Origin of the sequence: Halopseudomonas xiamenensis (genome assembly GCF_014219065.1) — a bacterium.
Taxonomy (GTDB): Bacteria; Pseudomonadota; Gammaproteobacteria; order Pseudomonadales; family Pseudomonadaceae; genus Halopseudomonas; species Halopseudomonas xiamenensis.
On record NZ_JACLGO010000017.1, the window covers coordinates 1 to 17,141 of the forward strand.

13 protein-coding genes and 1 riboswitch are annotated in these 17,141 nt (G+C 64.7%); of the genes, 5 read left to right on the plus strand and 8 right to left on the minus strand.

Annotated features, from left to right (window positions below; genetic code table 11):
- Positions 1-166 precede the first annotated feature (166 nt).
- The 7 genes from parC to thiC all read right to left on the minus strand — a co-directional run bounded on the left by parC (position 167) and on the right by thiC (position 9,080).
- Positions 167-2,419: a DNA topoisomerase IV subunit A gene (parC, locus tag H6X51_RS12180; RefSeq protein WP_185267762.1), complete on the minus strand. Its 2,253-nt coding sequence runs from the start codon at positions 2,417-2,419 to the stop codon at positions 167-169.
- The gene (locus H6X51_RS12185) at positions 2,412-2,948 is read right to left on the minus strand and encodes a retropepsin-like aspartic protease family protein (RefSeq protein WP_235991325.1); all 537 of its coding nucleotides are present in this window, start codon (positions 2,946-2,948) and stop codon (positions 2,412-2,414) included. The genes parC and H6X51_RS12185 overlap by 8 nt, the downstream gene beginning before the upstream one ends.
- A gap of 10 nt (positions 2,949-2,958) precedes the next feature.
- Positions 2,959-4,854, minus strand: coding sequence for a DNA topoisomerase IV subunit B (gene parE / locus H6X51_RS12190; protein ID WP_185267763.1), 1,896 nt, complete (start codon positions 4,852-4,854; stop codon positions 2,959-2,961).
- A gap of 290 nt (positions 4,855-5,144) precedes the next feature.
- A complete protein-coding gene (gene cpdA, locus H6X51_RS12195) occupies positions 5,145-5,960 on the minus strand; it encodes a 3',5'-cyclic-AMP phosphodiesterase (protein ID WP_185267764.1) in 816 nt (271 codons plus the stop codon).
- 81 nt (positions 5,961-6,041) lie between these two features.
- Positions 6,042-6,497, minus strand: a complete 456-nt coding sequence (locus tag H6X51_RS12200; protein WP_185267765.1) for a DUF1249 domain-containing protein — start codon at positions 6,495-6,497, stop codon at positions 6,042-6,044.
- On the minus strand, positions 6,494-7,111 hold the full coding sequence (locus tag H6X51_RS12205; protein ID WP_185267766.1) for an NUDIX domain-containing protein: 618 nt from the start codon (positions 7,109-7,111) through the stop codon (positions 6,494-6,496). Before H6X51_RS12205 ends, H6X51_RS12200 begins: the two co-directional genes overlap by 4 nt.
- Positions 7,112-7,196: 85 nt before the next feature.
- Positions 7,197-9,080, minus strand: a complete 1,884-nt coding sequence (gene thiC / locus H6X51_RS12210) for a phosphomethylpyrimidine synthase ThiC (RefSeq protein WP_185267767.1) — start codon at positions 9,078-9,080, stop codon at positions 7,197-7,199.
- A 75-nt stretch (positions 9,081-9,155) separates the two neighbouring features.
- Positions 9,156-9,255, minus strand: a riboswitch (TPP riboswitch).
- Between the two features lie 134 nt (positions 9,256-9,389).
- On the opposite strand from thiC, the gene H6X51_RS12215 reads away from it, so the two are divergent.
- A complete protein-coding gene (locus tag H6X51_RS12215) occupies positions 9,390-10,841 on the plus strand; it encodes a TolC family outer membrane protein (RefSeq protein ID WP_185267768.1) in 1,452 nt (483 codons plus the stop codon).
- Between the two features lie 293 nt (positions 10,842-11,134).
- Here the strand turns inward: H6X51_RS12215 and waaA are convergent, their stop codons facing one another.
- Positions 11,135-12,391 (minus strand): lipid IV(A) 3-deoxy-D-manno-octulosonic acid transferase, encoded by a 1,257-nt coding sequence (waaA, locus tag H6X51_RS12220; RefSeq protein WP_185267769.1) that lies wholly within the window; start codon positions 12,389-12,391, stop codon positions 11,135-11,137.
- Between the two features lie 103 nt (positions 12,392-12,494).
- Here waaA and H6X51_RS12225 point away from each other — a divergent pair, with 103 nt between their 5' ends.
- The 4 genes from H6X51_RS12225 (at position 12,495) to H6X51_RS12240 (ending at position 16,976) form a co-directional block, all read left to right on the plus strand.
- Entirely contained in the window at positions 12,495-13,667 is a 1,173-nt protein-coding gene (locus tag H6X51_RS12225; protein ID WP_185267770.1) for an FAD-dependent oxidoreductase, read from the plus strand.
- Complete coding sequence (locus tag H6X51_RS12230; RefSeq protein ID WP_185267771.1) at positions 13,664-14,479, plus strand: aldo/keto reductase; 816 nt, start codon at positions 13,664-13,666, stop codon at positions 14,477-14,479. Before H6X51_RS12225 ends, H6X51_RS12230 begins: the two co-directional genes overlap by 4 nt.
- Positions 14,480-14,515: 36 nt before the next feature.
- Positions 14,516-15,391 (plus strand): type VI secretion system Vgr family protein, encoded by an 876-nt coding sequence (locus H6X51_RS12235; RefSeq protein WP_185267772.1) that lies wholly within the window; start codon positions 14,516-14,518, stop codon positions 15,389-15,391.
- Positions 15,392-15,479: 88 nt separating this feature from the next.
- The gene (locus tag H6X51_RS12240; RefSeq protein ID WP_185267773.1) at positions 15,480-16,976 is read left to right on the plus strand and encodes an acetyl-CoA hydrolase/transferase family protein; all 1,497 of its coding nucleotides are present in this window, start codon (positions 15,480-15,482) and stop codon (positions 16,974-16,976) included.
- Positions 16,977-17,141 lie beyond the last annotated feature (165 nt).

A 17,141-nucleotide genomic window follows, 5' to 3' on the forward strand; every position in this document is an offset into this window, starting at 1 on the left:
CACTGATGCAGCACCAGACAGCCTATCAACCAAAAACATCAGGTTGAGGGTTGCCTGGAACCATAGAATCTCCCACAAAGAGGCAGCAGTACAAACAAAGCGGCTGCAGGATGTGTGGGAGCGGCGCCTCGCCGCGATGGGCGTCCGCTGGACGCCCGGGATCGACTCAGACCTCGACCTGCAGCCCATCCACCTTCTGGAAGCCACGCGGCAGCTTGTTGCCCCGCCGCCCGCGCTCGCCACGATAATGCTCCAGATCCGCCGGCTTGAGGGTCAGGGTGCGTTTGCCGGCGGTGAGCACCAGGTTGGCGCCCTGTGGCAGCAGGGCCAGCGCCAGCAGGAACTCCTCGCGACTCTTCACCCGTGCCGATGGCACTGACAGTATCTTGTTGCCCTTGCCTTTGGACAGCTGCGGCAGGTCGGTCAGCGGGAATACCAGCAGGCGGCCTTCGTTGGAGATGGCCACCACCAGGTCACTCTCACGCTGATTGACCGGTACCGGAGCCAGCACCCGGCTGCCTTCCGGCAGGCTCAGCAACGCCTTGCCGTTCTTGTTCTTGGCCTGCAGATCAGCGCCCTGCACCACGAAGCCATAGCCGGCATCCGAGGCCAGCAAGTACAGCTGCTGGTCCTCCGGCAGCAACACGCCGACGAACTCGGCGCCGGACGGCGGACTCAGGCGACCGGTCAGCGGCTCGCCCTGTCCGCGCGCCGACGGCAGGCTGTGCGCCGCCAGCGAGTAACTGCGCCCGGTCGAGTCGAGGAATACCGCCTGTTGGTTGGAGCGGCCACTGGCCTGGGCCAGGAAGCTGTCACCAGCACGGTAGGACATGCCCGCGCCGTCAACGTCGTGGCCCTTGGCGCAACGCGCCCAACCCCGCTCGGACAGCACCACGCTGACCGGCTCGGAGGGTACCAGTTCGGTTTCCGACAGGGCACGTGCCTCCTCGCGCTCGACCAACGGCGAACGGCGCTCGTCGCCATAGGTTTCAGCATCGGCGATCAGTTCACCGCGTACGGTCTTGCGCAGCAGCTTCTCGCTGCCCAGCACCTTCTGCAGCTGGTCGCGCTCCTTGGCCAGGGCGTCCTGCTCGCCGCGGATCTTCATTTCCTCCAGCCGCGCCAGCTGGCGCAGGCGCGTATCGAGGATGTAGTCAGCCTGCAACTCGCTCAGCTCGAAACGGGCCATCAGCACGGCCTTGGGCTGGTCCTCGTTGCGGATGATCTCGATCACCTCATCCAGGTTGAGGAAGGCCACCAGCAAGCCGTCCAACAGGTGCAGACGTGCCAGCACCTTGTCCAGTCGGAACTGCAGGCGCCGGCGCACGGTGCTGATACGGAAGCCCAGCCACTCGCTGATCATGGCGTGCAGCCCCTTTACCGCCGGGCGACCATCGGTGCCGATCACGTTCATGTTGACCCGGTAGCTGTTCTCCAGGTCGGTGGTGGCGAACAGGTGCTGCATCAGCTCATCGGCATCCACCCGGTTGGAGCGCGGCACTATGACGATGCGCGTCGGATTCTCATGGTCGGACTCGTCGCGCAGGTCGGCTACCAGCGGCAGCTTCTTGGCCTGCATCTGCGCAGCGATCTGTTCCAGTACCCGGGCGCCGGATACCTGGTGCGGCAGCGCGGTGATGACGATGTCGCCATCCTCGCGGGACCACACCGCGCGACAGCGAATCGAACCACGACCGGTGGCGTAGAGATTGAGCAGCTCGCGGCGCGGGGTGATGATCTCCGCCTCGGTGGGGAAGTCCGGCCCCTGGACATGCTCCATCAGCTCGTCCAGCCCGGCGCCCGGGTCGTCCAGCAGGCGCACGCAGGCGGCGGCCACCTCGCGCAGGTTGTGCGGCGGAATGTCGGTGGCCATGCCCACGGCGATACCAGTGGTGCCGTTGAGCAACAGGTTGGGCAGGCGCGCCGGCAGCACCATGGGCTCGTCCAGGGTACCGTCGAAGTTCGGCTGCCAGTCCACCGTGCCCTGCCCCAGCTCGCTCAGCAGTACCTCGCTGTAGCGGGCCAGACGCGCCTCGGTATAGCGCATCGCGGCGAACGACTTGGGATCGTCCGGGGCACCCCAGTTGCCCTGCCCGTCCACCAGCGGATAGCGGTAGGAGAACGGCTGGGCCATCAGCACCATGGCTTCGTAGCAGGCCAAGTCGCCATGCGGGTGGTATTTGCCCAGCACATCACCCACGGTGCGCGCGGACTTCTTGTGCTTGGAGCCTGCCGACAGGCCCAGTTCGCTCATGGCATAGACGATGCGTCGCTGCACCGGCTTGAGACCATCGCCGATATGCGGCAGCGCACGATCCATGATCACGTACATGGAGTAGTTCAGGTAGGCTTCTTCGGTAAACGACGACAGTGAGCGGCGCTCAACGCCTTCCAGGCTCAGATCCAGACTGTCACTCATAGTTGCTCTCTAGATGTTGACGCAAAATCATTTCACCTCCGCGCTGGGTGAAATCCAGTTGCCGCAGGGCGCTCATGCCCAGCAGCACATCCTCGCCGACAATTCCCGGCACGATGCCGGCACTGACATCATGCAGCTGGATGTCGCCCAGCTGCAGGCTATCGATACGGGTGCTCCAGCTCTCGGTCAGGCCGTTGGCGGTATTGACCATGATCGGCCGGCCACGCACCAACTGCAGGCGTTCGGCCAGCGCAGCGGGCACGGCAACGAAGGTAGCGCCGGTATCCAACAGGAAGGTCACCGGCTGGCCGTTGATCTGGCCGGTCGCCAGATAGTGGCCGTGGCGGTTGCGCTCCAGGTGCACTTCTACCGTCTCGCCCACGTGCAGCGACATCGGCTGCTGGTTGGGGTTGCGCCGACGTTCCTCCAACCCGGAAAACCACTGCGCGGCCAATGCCAGCCCGACGATCCAGGCCAGCACCAGCATCACGGTGCCGAGCCGCCGGTCAGGCGGCGGGCCGGCGCTCATGGATGGCCCATCACGCCAGCACCTCAGCCAGATTACCCTTGCTTTCCAGCCACTGCTTGCGGTCGCTGGCGCGCTTCTTCGCCAGCAGCATGTCCATCAACGCCTCGGTGCCGGCCATGTCATCCACGGTCAATTGCACCAGACGCCGGGTATCCGGGGCCATGGTGGTTTCCCGCAGCTGCAGCGGGTTCATCTCGCCGAGGCCCTTGAAGCGGGTCACCTGTATCTTGCCGCGCTTGCCCTCGGCCTCGATGCGATCGAGGATGCCGGCCTTCTCCGCGTCGTCCAGCGCGTAGAACACCTCCTTGCCGATATCGATGCGGTACAGCGGCGGCATGGCGACGAACACATGCCCGGCCTCGACCAACGCACGGAAATGCCGCACGAACAGCGCGCACAGCAGGGTGGCGATGTGCAGGCCGTCGGAGTCGGCATCGGCGAGGATGCAGATCTTGCCGTAGCGCAGTTGCGACAGGTCCGGCGAGCCGGGGTCCACGCCGATGGCGATGGCGATATTGTGCACCTCCTGGGAGGCCAGCACCTGCCCGGAGTCCACCTCCCAGGTATTGAGGATCTTGCCACGCAGCGGCATGATCGCCTGGAACTCCTTGTCCCGCGCCTGCTTGGCGCTGCCGCCGGCCGAGTCGCCCTCCACCAGGAACAGCTCGGAACGACGGCTGCCCTGCCCGGCACAGTCGGCCAGCTTGCCGGGCAATGCCGGCCCCTGGGTGATGCGCTTGCGCTCGATCTTCTTGCTCGCCTTCAGGCGGCGACTGGCGTGGTCGATGGCCATTTCGGCGATCTGCTGGCCGATATCGGCATGCTGGTTCAGCCACAGGCTGAAGGCATCCTTGACCACTCCGGCGACGAATGAGGCGGATTCCCGGGAGGACAGTCGCTCCTTGGTCTGCCCGGAGAACTGCGGCTCGGCCATCTTCACCGACAGCACGTAGCTGACCCGCTCCCAGACGTCCTCAGGCGCCAGCTTGACGCCCCGCGGCAACAGGTTGCGGAACTCGCAAAACTCGCGAATCGCCTCCAGCAACCCCGAGCGCAGGCCATTGACATGGGTGCCGCCCTGGGCGGTGGGAATCAGGTTGACGTAGCTTTCCTGTACCAGCTCGCCGCCCTCGGGCTGCCAGAACAACGCCCAGTCCACCGCTTCCTTGCTGGCAGCCAGCGCGCCGGTGAAGGGCGTTTCCGGCAGGGTCGGCCACTGCGAGCAGGCATCGACCAGATAGTCACGCAGGCCGTCCTCGTAATACCAGCTGTGCTTCTCGCCGGACTGGCGGTCGTCGAAATCGACGCGCAGGCCAGGGCACAGCACCGCCTTGGCCTTGAGCAGGTGCAACAGGCGATTGACGTTGAATTTCGGCGTATCGAAGTAGCTGCCGTTGGGCCAGAACTTGACCGTGGTACCGGTATTGCGCTTGCCCACGCTGCCGACCACTTCCAGCTCGCTGACCTTGTCGCCGTTCTCGAAGGCGATGGCATACTCCTGGCCGTCACGCCGCACCCGCACTTCCAGTCGCAGCGACAGCGCGTTGACCACGGAAATGCCCACCCCGTGCAAACCACCGGAGAACTGGTAGTTCTTGCCGGAGAACTTGCCGCCGGCGTGCAAGCGGGTAAGGATCAGTTCGACCCCGGAGACACCCTCCTCGGGGTGGATATCCACCGGCATGCCGCGCCCGTCATCGATGACCTCCAGGGCATTATCCTGGTGCAGGATAACGGTGATGGCCCGGGCATGCGCGGCCAGCGCCTCGTCGACACTGTTGTCTATGACTTCCTGGGCAAGGTGATTGGGGCGGGTGGTGTCGGTGTACATGCCCGGACGGCGACGCACCGGGTCCAGACCGCTGAGTACTTCGATATCATCGGCGTTATAGGACGATTGGGACATAGAGTGTCTGGTTTTCCTTGATCAATCAGAGCGGGGCTGCCTCCCACTGCGGTGGCCCAGCATAGCATTCTATACGACAGCGCCGCATGCCCGGCTTGCGATGAAACCTAAGGAAACGCTGAATAAATCCCTATCTTGACCCGACACAATCTGGGACCTCGTTACTCTTCGTCCCCACCCTCGTCATCCTTCGCGCAGGCGAAGGATCCACCGGCCACCCCGAGTCAGCCGGCACCCTGGATCCTTCGCCTGCGCGAAGGATGACGGGTAAGGAATTGTTCAGCGTTTCCCTAATACCCCGAGGCACCCGCATCCGGCAGAAAGCTGCCCGCCGGCAAGCGCGAAACGGCGGTATCGATGCGGCCATCATCATACAGGCGCAGCCAACGATACCCCGGCGGCTGGTTGTCGGTGGCGAAATCGCTGCTGGCCACGGCGAACTGCACGCAGGTCGAGGGGCTTGCCAGCAGGCGGATGGCGCCGCGCTGCTGCTCCAGGAGCTGGTGGATATGCCCCCAGAGCACCCCGCGTACCCGCGGATCGGCATCCAGCCGCGCCCACAACTGGTCGGCATTGCCCAGCCCGATTGGTTCCATCCAGTCGCTACCGATCGACACCGGATGATGGTGCAGGCAGATCAATAGATGCCGTTGACCGGCGCCGGCCAGCGCCTGGTCCAGGCGCGCCAGCTGCTGCGCATCCAGATACCCGGCAACGCTACCGGGCACGCTCGAGTCCAGCAGCACGATACGCCACTGGCCGATATCGACCCAGGCCCGATTGAGTCCCAGCGCCTGCCCCAGCTCGGCCATCAGCGCGGCGTCGTCATGGTTGCCGGGCAGCCAATGGCAATCCTGGGGAATACGCGCCACGGCGTCGATGAAGCGCTGGTAGGCCGCAGCCGACCCGTCCTGGGTGATATCACCGGTGGCCAGCACCAGATCGATCTGCGGACGTTCGGCGAGCACCTGGTCGATCACCGCATTCAGTGATTCCAGGGTATCGAGCCCCAGCAGACGCTGCTGTGGCTCGGCGAAGATATGGCTGTCCGTCAGCTGGATCACGCAGACGGAATCAGGGGATTGACTGGCGTCGGATGGTGGCATCTGGCCCGCTCCTGAATAGTTACCCGACATGATCGCAATAGACACAGGGACAATCCAGTGACTGGATCACACTTGTGTAGTTCAGCGACCGATCAGCACCGGCTGGGCGCTCTGCCCATAACGCTGGCAATAGCCCAGCCATTCGCCGAGAAACAGATTGAGCTGGTACTTCTCGTCCGGCTGCAGCATCTGCTCGTTGGGATAGGGATAAACACCACGGAAACGCCGGCGGTTATAGGCGGCCACCACCTCGGCCATGCGCGCATCATGATACAGCCGCACCTCCATGCTCGGCGGCGCCAGCCAGTCCTGCTGTTTTTCATGGCGCAACTGCAGCGTGGTGGTGTAGCGGCACCGCTCGATCACCCGCATCACCAGCCGCTGCGGCTGGTCATCGGCATCCACCAGGATATGCCACTCGTCCTGCGCAGCCATCTCCGGCATCAACTGACGCAGGCGGAAGAAATTGGTCTCGCATACCGCCTGCAGCGAGGACAGGTCGACCCGGTAACGCGGCTTGGCCAGCAGTGCAGTCATGGTTGCGGCCCCGCCTGTTCACGCAGGCGCTGGCCATGCAGCTCGAGCCACTGCAGGGCGATGATGCTGGCGGCATTGTCGATCCGGCCCTGCTCCAGCGCCTGCAATGCCTCGCTGCGCGGCAGCACGCTGACGCGAATGTCCTCGCCCTCCTCGGCCAGCCCATGCACACCCCCCACGCCGCGGCTGTCCACCGTGGCGCAGTACAGATACACCTGCTCGTTGCTGCCGCCCGGCGACGGGAAATAGCGGGTGATCGGAGTCAGCTGCAACAGGTCGAGGCCGGCTTCCTCCCGGGCCTCGCGGTGGGCCACCTGTTCGGCGCTTTCATCGGCGTCGAACAGGCCGGCGACCAGTTCCAGCATCCATGGGCTGCTGCGCTTGTCCAGGGCGCCGACGCGCATCTGCTCGACCAGCACCAGGGTGTCCTGCCAGGGATCATAGGGCAGCACGCACACCGCATCCGGCCGCACGAACAGCTCACGGCGCAGCTCCGGGCCCCAGCCACCGGCGAACAGGCGGTGACGCAGGGTCAGCACATCCAGCCGGTAGAAACCACGGAAACCCGGTTCACGGCGCAGGATCTCGACATCCTGCTGGTTGAAATCGGTCAAATAATCGCCCCTGAAAAAGACATGCCCAATGGTCGGGCTTTTAAACTCGCATATCGGAGCAGGCCGAGGCAAGGGCTGACATGCCCTACACCTTCTGGTAGAGCTGCGAACCCGCCTGACGGAACTCCGAGGACTTGGCGCGCATGCCCTCCTCTACCGCCACATCCACGGTCTCGATACGCTGGGCAGCGGCGTAGTCGCGCACTTCCTGGGTGATCTTCATCGAGCAGAACTTCGGCCCGCACATGGAGCAGAAATGCGCGACCTTGGCCGACTCCTTGGGCAACGTCTCGTCATGGAAGGCACGCGCGGTATCCGGGTCCAGGCCGAGGTTGAACTGGTCCTCCCAGCGGAACTCGAAACGCGCCTTGGACAGCGCATTGTCACGGATCTGCGCGCCAGGATGCCCCTTGGCCAGGTCGGCGGCATGCGCGGCGATTTTGTAGGTGATGATGCCGGTCTTCACATCGTCGCGGTTGGGCAGGCCCAGGTGTTCCTTGGGTGTGACGTAACAGAGCATGGCGCAACCGAACCAGCCGATCATCGCCGCGCCGATGCCACTGGTGATGTGGTCGTAACCCGGCGCGATATCGGTGGTCAGCGGCCCCAAGGTATAGAACGGCGCCTCGTCACAGCATTCCAGCTGCTTGTCCATGTTCTCCTTGATCAGTTGCATCGGCACGTGGCCGGGGCCCTCGATCATCACCTGCACATCGTGCTTCCAGGCAATCTTGGTCAGTTCACCAAGGGTCTCCAGCTCGCCGAACTGGGCTTCGTCGTTGGCATCGGCGATCGAGCCGGGACGCAGGCCATCGCCCAGGGAGAAGGACACGTCGTAGGCCTTCATGATCTGGCAGATTTCCTCGAAGTGGGTATAGAGGAAGTTCTCCTGGTGATGCGCCAGGCACCACTTGGCCATGATCGAACCACCCCGGCTGACGATGCCAGTGACCCGCTTGGCGGTCATCGGCACATAGCGCAGCAGCACCCCGGCATGGATGGTGAAGTAATCCACACCCTGCTCGGCCTGCTCGATCAGCGTATCGCGGAAGATTTCCCAGGTCAGGTTTTCGGCAATGCCATCGACCTTCTCCAGCGCCTGGTAGATGGGCACAGTGCCGATCGGTACCGGCGCGTTGCGGATGATCCATTCGCGGGTTTCATGGATGTTCTTGCCGGTGGACAGGTCCATGATGGTATCGGCACCCCAGCGGATGCCCCAGGTCATCTTCTCGACCTCTTCGTCGATGCTCGAACCCAGTGCCGAGTTACCGAGGTTGCCATTGATCTTCACCAGGAAGTTGCGGCCGATGATCATCGGCTCCAGTTCCGGGTGGTTGATGTTCGCCGGGATGATGGCGCGGCCCCGGGCAATTTCCTCACGCACGAATTCGGCGGTGATCTCTCCGGGGATGCTGGCGCCGAAGCTGTGGCCCGGGTGCTGCTCGGCGAGCAGGCCGGCGGCGCGCGCCTCCTGCAGCTTCATGTTCTCGCGGATGGCGACGAATTCCATCTCCGGGGTGATGATGCCCTTGCGCGCGTAATGCATCTGGGTCACGTTGTGCCCGGCCCGCGCCCGGCGCGGGGTGCGCAGGTGGGCGAAGCGCAGGTGGTCCAATGATGGATCGGACAGACGGGTATTACCGAATTCCGAGCTGAGGCCGGGCAGCACCTCGGTATCCCCGCGCTCGTCGATCCACGCCCCGCGCACATCCGCCAGGCCGGCGCGCAGGTCGATGTTCACCGCAGGGTCGGTATAGGGACCGGAGGTGTCGTACACCAGCACCGGCGGGTTCTTCTCCACCCCGCGATCGGTACGGGTGTCGGCCAGGCTGATCTCGCGCATGGGTACGCGGATATCGGGCCGCGAGCCGGTCACGTAGACCTTGCGCGAATTGGGCATGGGTTGGGTGGCGGCACCATCGGCACCGGAATGGGCAATGGCGGTATCAGGCAAGCGACTGGTCATTATTATGCTCCACTGTATGTAAACAACACAGGGAACCGAAGCGGCACGGGCCAGCACCCCGGAACGGGGCAATGCAGAGGTGCGCATCTCGATTCCTACGCCGGTACTAACCGGATCAGGTTCAACGGGTGAAGTCTCAGCCGGCACAAAAGCGTCGGCACCCCGTCAAGATGAGCCTGCAGCTTAGAGCCTCTGGACGCCGCCGGCAAGCCCGCCCGACGACAAGCCGCTGCGCTTGCCCTTGACCGGCGGCCTGCAGCTCTTTAGCCTTGGTGGATTAACCCAGTCCCTCATGCGAAGGATCTCTGCATGCTGCGCCCTCTTTATCTCGCCATCGTGCTGGCTGGCCTGTCCGGCCCGGCCCTGGCCAAATCCGATCTGCTGACCATCTATCAGGAAGCCCTGCTCAACAGCGCCGACCTGGCCGCCGCCGAAGCCGACGCCCTGGCCCGCCAGGAAGTGCTGCCACAGGCCCGCGCCCAGTTGCTGCCGAGTATCGGCCTGGGTGCCGGTGTTGCCCGCGAACACGTGGATATCGAAGACCGCGGCAGCGACAGCTATTCCACCCACTACTACCAGGCCAGCCTGACCCAGCCGCTGTTCCGCGCCGACCGCTGGTTCAACTACCAGGCCGCCAAGTCCCAGACCGAGCAGGCCCGGGTCGAGTTCTCCGCGGTGCAGCAGCAACTGATCATGGACGTGGCCCAGGCCTACTTCAATGTGCTGCGCGCCTCCGACAACCTGGCCACCGCCCGTGCCGAGGAGGCCGCCTTCGAGCGCCAGCTGGAGCAGGCCCGTGAGCGTTTCGAGGTCGGCCTGTCCGCCCGCACCGACGTGCTGGAAGCACTGGCCGGTTTCGATACCGCCCGTGCCACGCGGATCACCGCCAGCACCAACCTGGATGTCAGCTATCAGGCATTGACCCGCCTGACCAACCGCGATCACCCGGAACTGCTCGGCATGGGCCACGACCTGCCAATCCTGGCACCAATCCCGGGCGACATGCAGCAGTGGGTCGATACCGCCGCGGCGCAGAACCTGTCGCTGCAGGCCTACCGCCTGGCGATCGACAGCGCCTCCGATGCGCTGCGCAGCAGCAAGGCCGGCTATGCTCCGGTGGTGGATGCCTTCGTGCGCTACAGCGACAGCTATGGCGGCGCGCGCCTGGGTGGCGTAGGCGCCGGCGTCGCCGGCACCGGCGATACCGAACTGACCCAGTTCGGCGTGGAAATGACCCTGCCGCTGTTCACCGGTGGCGGCACCACCTCGCGGGTGCGCGAGTCCACCTTCCGCCTGACCCAGGCCGAGCAGGCCAGCGAGGCCGAGCTGCGACGCATCGTCGAACGCACGCGCAACCTGTTCCGCACCGTGACCTCCAGCGTCGAGGAAGTCGAAGCCCGGCGCCAGTCGATCATTTCCTCCAAGGCGGCACTGGATGCCACCCAGACCGGCTACGAAGTGGGTACCCGCAACGTGGTGGACGTGCTGGACGCGCAACGCAACCTGTACCGCGCGGTGCGCGACTACAACGATGCGCGCTACAACTACATCCTCGACAACCTCGGCCTGAAGCAGGCCGCAGGCACCCTCAGTCCGCAGGATCTGGAAGACCTGTCAGCCTGGCTGAAAGCCGACTACGACCCGGACCGCGACTTCATCCCGCCGTTCACCGAGCAGGAGATCCGCCGCATGAACATCGGCGGTAGCCAGCCGCAGCCGTCGCTCAATGAGCAGCAGCGGCGTATGCGTACCTCGTTCTGAAGGATTGATCCGGGGAGGGGGAAGATAGGGATAGTGTGGGGTGAGAGTGGGGTGAGAGTGGGGTGAGAGTGGGAGCCGCGCCCCGCGGCGATCGGTGCTCACCAACGCTGCAAAGCCTGCAAGGCAATATTCACTGCCAGCTCGATTCGCGCCGGGGCGGCGCTCCCACTGGTGGTGGCACCCACCCTTCAAGGTCGCATGCCCCGGGTCGTCGAGCGCCCGCTCGACGACAGCGCCACCACAGGCTCGCACGGCGTAGCGCCCGAACGCGGACCAGGGCGCTCCCCCCTTTTCTACAGCAGCCCTGCAATCCCCTGCAGCAACTTCTCCAGAGCACCCTGGTTGGCCTTCACCACCGCCTGCCCTGCTGCACCGGCCTGCCGGGCGACTCCGGTATCGTCGAGCCAGCGTATCACCTGCCCGGCCAACGCCTCGGCGTCGGCCACCTCGACCAGCGCCCCGGCCTGCTCCAACAGCTCACTGATCTCGGTGAAGTTGAACCTATGCGGCCCGGACAATACCGGCAACCCCAGCGCCGCCGGCTCCAGGTAGTTGTGCCCACCGCCGGCAATCAGCGAGCCGCCGACAAAGGCCATGTCCGCGCAGGCGTAGAACTGCATCAGCTCACCCATGCTGTCGCCGAGAAACACCTGGTCCGCCATGCCCGGCATCATGCCCTCGCTACGCCGCACCATGCTCAGCCCCGCCTGCTGGACCTGCCTGGCGACACCATCGAAGCGCTCCGGGTGGCGTGGCACCAGGATCAGCAGTGCCTGCGGGTGTCGGCGCAGGATCAGCTGCTGCGCGGCCAGCACTATCTCATCTTCCCCGGCATGGGTGCTGGCGGCGATCCATACCGGCCGCTCGCCCCACTGCGCCCGCCAGCGATCAGCCTGCTCCAGCAGTGCGGCAGCGGGTTTCAGGTCGAACTTGATGCTGCCGGTCACCGTCAGCGCCGCCTGCCGCACACCCAGCGCGGCAAAGCGCTCAGCTTCGGCAGCGCTCTGCACCGCCACCCAGTCCAGCGCCGCGAACATCGGCCGTACCAGCCAGGCGACCCGCTGGTAGCCGCGGGCCGAGCGTTGTGATAACCGGGCATTGGCCAGTACCACAGGCACCCCGGCACGCCGGCATTCGGCAACCAGGTTCGGCCACAGCTCGGTTTCCATGATGATCGCGATGCGCGGCTGCAGGCGGCGGATCAGCCGGCGCTGCAACCAGGGCAGGTCATAGGGCAGATAGGCGTGCCCGACCTGGTCACCGAACAGCTTGCGGATCTGCTCGGAGCCGGTTGGCGTCATGCAGGTGATGGTGATCGGCAACTGCGGATGGCGCCTGAGCAACTCACGCACCATGGGCGCGGCGGCAATGGACTCGCCCACCGATACCGCATGCACCCAGATACCGCCGGCACGCAGGTCCCCACCCAGGGCGAAACGCTCGGGCCAGCGCCGCGCATAGGCCGGCGCACGCCAGGCACGATACAGCAGGCGCAGCAGCACCAGCGGCAGACACAGGGTAAAGATCAGGCTGTACAGAAAACGGGGCATGCACTTCTCCAGTACCGGAACGCGGCATAGAGTAGCAGAAGTGACCTGGGAGGCTGCTGATGGCTATACTACAGACCCTTTTCACCGGTCATATGCGGAGCCCATGAGCACACCCCTGCACACCGACATCTGTATCCTCGGCGGCGGCATTGCCGGCCTCTGGCTGAACGCCCGCCTGCGCCAGCAGGGCTTCAGTACCCTGCTGATCGAACCGCAGACCCTGGGCGGCAGGCAGAGCAGCAAGTCGCAGGGCATCATCCATGGCGGCACCAAATACGCCCTGCATGGCAAGCTGAGCACCGCCGCCGAGGCGATCGCCGGCATGCCGGCACGCTGGCGGGCTTGCCTGGACGGCGATGGCGAGCTGGATCTGCGCGGGGTGAAGGTGCTGTCGGCGCATCATTACCTGTGGTCGCCCGGCAGCCTGATCAGCAACCTGGCCGGGTTCTTCGCCAGCAAGGCGTTGCGCGGGCGGGTGGACAGCGTCAAGGGCAGCGAGCTGCCGGCGGTATTCACCAACCCGGCCTTCAAGGGCAAGGTCTACCGCCTGGGCGAGCTGGTCCTAGATGTTCCCGATGTGGTAAGCCGGCTGGCGGAGCTGGGTGGCAACAGCCTGCTCAGTGGCTCAGTACAGGTCAGCGGCGACAGCCATGGCGGCATCAACGAGCTACAGGTCGACGGCTGCCACATCGACGCCCGGCGCTACGTGCTCGCGGCCGGGGAAGGCAACGAGGCGCTGCTGCACAGCGCCGGCATCAGCCAGCCGGCCATGCAGCGCCGGCCGCTGCAGATGGTGCTGGTCAAGGGCCCGGCCCTGCCGGCGCTGTATGCCCACTGCCTGGGCAGCAGCCCCAAGCCGCGCGTGACCGTCACCACCCACCCCTGCGCCGATGGCCAGTGGTGCTGGTATCTGGGCGGTGAACTGGCCGAACAGGGTACCGATATGCCTGCTGACGCACTGATCCGACAGGCGCAGCGGGAGCTGGCCGAACTGCTGCCCTGGGTCGATCTGCAGGGCTGCCAATGGGCAACGCTACCGGTGACCCGTGCCGAACCGGCGCAGAGCGGTCTGGTGCGACCGGATAATGCCTTCGTGCAGGCGGTCGGCAATACCCTGGTGTGCTGGCCAACCAAGCTCGCGCTGGCCCCGGACCTCAGCGATCAGGCCATCGCCGAGCTGCAGCGCCAGTCGATCCAACCGCAACTGCCGCAGCCGGTGACCAGCCTGCCGCAGCCGCGTGTCGCACCACCGGTATGGGATACCCTGTTCCCATGAAAACCCTGCACCCATATCACCGCCCGCTGGGCAGCACCGGCCTGCAGGTGTCACCGCTCGGCCTGGGCACGGTCAAGATCGGCCGCAACCAGGGGGTCAAGTACCCCAGTGGCTTCGAGCTGCCGGATGATCAGCAGGTAGCGGAGTTGCTGGCACTGAGCCGCGACCTGGGGATCAACCTGCTGGATACCGCCCCCGCCTATGGCATCAGCGAACAGCGGCTGGGCCCGTTGCTGGCCGGCCAGCGCCAGGACTGGGTGCTGTGCAGCAAGGTCGGCGAGGAGTTCGCCAACGGCGAGTCCTGGTTCGACTTCAGCGCCACCCACACCCGGCGCTCGGTACAACGCTCGTTGCAACGGCTATGTACTGACTACCTGGACCTGGTGCTGGTACATTCCAATGGCGATGACCTGAGCGTGCTCGCCGACGAGGTCTATCCGGCGCTGCAGCAATTGAAGCAGGAGGGCCTGATCCGGGCTTTCGGTTTCTCCGGCAAGACCGTCGCCGGCGGCCTGCAGGCGCTGGAACAGGGCGACTGCGCCATGGTCACCTGGAACCTGCGGGAGCAGGCCGAACGTCCGGTTCTCGACTTTGCCCTGTCACACAACAAGGGCATTCTGGTAAAAAAAGCACTCGCCAGCGGACATATCTGTCTTGAGGGCGAAGACCCGGTCAACGCCGGATTCAAGCTGGTATTCAGCCATCCGGCGGTCAGCAGCGCCATCATAGGCACCATCAACCCGGCGCACCTGACCCAGAACGTCACCACTGTCGCAGGTATTCTGGAGCGAGCGGGCAAGAATAACGATTGAAGCGCTGCTGGCGCAGCGCACCAACGAGGGGGCGTCATGGCCAGAATCATTGCCCGCAGGAATCCTGTCGCATTCAAGACACAGGCTCTTCACGTCCAGGCCAGCCCCGAGGTATTGCGCTACTCCCCGGTCGGTGACCCGCTGAATTTCGAACAGATGCTCGCACTGCGCCAGCTAGTAGAGGTCGCCGATCCGGAATGCTTCGAGTTGACGGTGGCCAACCTCGGGGTGTCCGCCGATATCACTCTGCACTGGCAACAACGGGAATTTCGCCTGCTGGTCAGACAGCAACGCCCTGATCGCGGCGATGAGGTACTCAAGTTGCTGTCCGGCTATGTTCCGGCCCATGAGCTGCGCCTGCCGCTGCTGACACTGATGACCGAGCTGGCCGAAGAGCTGCTGTTGGAAACCGGCCAGGGCTGGCTACCGGGGCGCTACCAGGAAGTCTGGCTCCCAGCGCCCTATGCCGATACCCTGCCGGCGGACCCCAAGCGCTGGTTCAGCCTCACACCACACCAGGGCGCCGCACGCGCCGTGATGTGCCGGGAACTGAACCTGCTGGAGCGGCCCCGGGCGTATGTGCATCTACCGACCAACTCGCTGCAACTGGTCTATCACATGCGCCTGGCTCCACCACCCTGCAGCGACCTCAGCGCGCTGCATGCCGATGAGTTCCTCGATGCACAAAGCGGCCAACTGCATGCGCGTCTGGACCACCACCAGCCCGACCTGTATCTCGCCGAGTTGCGCGACGGCGTAGCCAGCGGCCGCCTGTTCACGCTGGAGCAAGGCGAACTGATCGAACAGCACCCCCGGCATCTGGCATTGAGCGAAGCCTTCGCCCCACAGGTCGGCTGGGTGATTGCGCAGCCGCACTGCAGCTGGCCGGATGGCCTCCTGCTCAGCCAGTAGAACCCATTAGACCATCGTCGACTGCCCTGCCGCCCAGCGGCGGCCTAGACTGCCGGCTGTTCGAAATCACCCACTGGTATCTGATTCCATGTACAAAAATCGTATTCGCATGCCGGCGCTGCATGACAAGGTCATGGGCGCGGCAGAGGCTGCATTGTTGATCGAAGATGGCATGACCGTCGGCATGAGCGGTTTCACCCGTGCCGGGGAAGCCAAGGCAGTCCCCCTGGCGCTGGTCGAGCGCGCCAGGGAGCAGCCGCTGAAGATCAGCCTGCTGACCGGCGCCAGCCTGGGCAACGATCTGGACAAGCAGATGACCGAAGCCGGGGTACTGGCCCGGCGCATGCCATTCCAGGTCGATGCCACCCTGCGTAAGGCGATCAACCAGGGTGAGGTGATGTTCATCGACCAGCACCTGTCCGATACCGTCGAGCAGATGCGCAACCACCAGTTGAAAATGCCCGATATCGCCATCATCGAAGCCGTGGCGATCACCGAGGAAGGCCATATCGTACCGACCACCTCGGTAGGCAACTCCGCCAGTTTCGCGATCTTCGCCAAGCAGGTGGTCGTCGAGATCAACCTGGCGCACAACCCCAATCTGGAAGGCCTGCACGATATCTACATCCCGACCTACCGGCCGACCCGCACACCGATCCCCCTGGTCAGCTCCGAACAGCGCATCGGCAGCACCGCGATCCCGATCGATCCGGCGAAGATCGCCGCCATCGTCATCACCGACCAGCCCGACTCCTACTCCACGGTCACTCCGCCGGACGAGGAAACCCAGGGCATCGCCGATCACCTGGTCACCTTCTTCGAGAAGGAAGTCGCCGCCGGACGCCTGCCGAACAACCTCGGCCCGCTGCAGGCCGGGATCGGCAGCATCGCCAACGCGGTGATGTGCGGCTTCATCAACTCCTCCTTCGAGGACCTGGTGATGTACTCCGAGGTGCTGCAGGACTGTACCTTCGAACTGATCGACGCCGGCAAGATGAAGTTCGCCTCCGGCTGCTCCATCACCCTGTCCGGCCGCTGCAACGAGCGCGTGTTCGGCAACCTGGAGAAGTACAAGGACAAGCTGGTGATGCGCCCGCAGGAAATGTCCAACCACCCGGAGATCGTCCGCCGGCTGGGCATCATCGGCATCAACACCGCGCTGGAGTTCGACATCTACGGCAACGTCAATTCCACCCACGTCGGCGGCACCAGGATGATGAACGGCATCGGCGGCTCCGGCGATTTCGCCCGCAACGCCAACCTGGCGATCTTCGTCACCAAGTCGATTGCCAAGGGCGGCGCCATCTCCAGCGTAGTGCCCATGGTCAGCCACGTGGATCACACAGAGCATGACGTGGACATTCTGGTCACCGAGCAGGGCCTGGCTGATCTGCGCGGCCTGGCACCTCGTGAGCGCGCCCGGGCCGTGATCGACAACTGCGTGCACCCGGACTACCGCGAGGCGCTGAACGACTACTTCGAACGCGCCTGCGCCAAGGGCGGCCACACCCCGCACCTGCTGCGCGAAGCCGTCGAGTGGCACCTGAACCTGGAAGAGTTCGGCCATATGCGCGCGGCAGGCTGATCACACCAAGGCAGCCCTCCCATGCAACACTGGGAGGGTTGTCAAGCACCTGCTCGACGACAAAGTCTCCCATACAGAACCAGCCTGCCCACCCCCCTCCAGAAGACGCGACCTGCTTCGCAAAACCGGCAGCAACTGCTGTTCATCTCCGCATATGTGACCTGC

What these genes read in the sequence shown, in the direction of transcription:
- parC (WP_185267762.1), bottom strand. Translation starts at nt 2,419, where the DNA reads ATGAGTGACAGTCTGGATCTGAGCCTGGAAGGCGTTGAGCGCCGCTCA.
- H6X51_RS12185 (WP_235991325.1), bottom strand. Translation starts at nt 2,948, where the DNA reads ATGAGCGCCGGCCCGCCGCCTGACCGGCGGCTCGGCACCGTGATGCTG.
- parE (WP_185267763.1), bottom strand. Translation starts at nt 4,854, where the DNA reads ATGTCCCAATCGTCCTATAACGCCGATGATATCGAAGTACTCAGCGGT.
- cpdA (WP_185267764.1), bottom strand. Translation starts at nt 5,960, where the DNA reads ATGCCACCATCCGACGCCAGTCAATCCCCTGATTCCGTCTGCGTGATC.
- H6X51_RS12200 (WP_185267765.1), bottom strand. Translation starts at nt 6,497, where the DNA reads ATGACTGCACTGCTGGCCAAGCCGCGTTACCGGGTCGACCTGTCCTCG.
- thiC (WP_185267767.1), bottom strand. Translation starts at nt 9,080, where the DNA reads ATGACCAGTCGCTTGCCTGATACCGCCATTGCCCATTCCGGTGCCGAT.
- H6X51_RS12215 (WP_185267768.1), top strand. Translation starts at nt 9,390, where the DNA reads ATGCTGCGCCCTCTTTATCTCGCCATCGTGCTGGCTGGCCTGTCCGGC.
- waaA (WP_185267769.1), bottom strand. Translation starts at nt 12,391, where the DNA reads ATGCCCCGTTTTCTGTACAGCCTGATCTTTACCCTGTGTCTGCCGCTG.
- H6X51_RS12225 (WP_185267770.1), top strand. Translation starts at nt 12,495, where the DNA reads ATGAGCACACCCCTGCACACCGACATCTGTATCCTCGGCGGCGGCATT.
- H6X51_RS12230 (WP_185267771.1), top strand. Translation starts at nt 13,664, where the DNA reads ATGAAAACCCTGCACCCATATCACCGCCCGCTGGGCAGCACCGGCCTG.
- H6X51_RS12235 (WP_185267772.1), top strand. Translation starts at nt 14,516, where the DNA reads ATGGCCAGAATCATTGCCCGCAGGAATCCTGTCGCATTCAAGACACAG.
- H6X51_RS12240 (WP_185267773.1), top strand. Translation starts at nt 15,480, where the DNA reads ATGTACAAAAATCGTATTCGCATGCCGGCGCTGCATGACAAGGTCATG.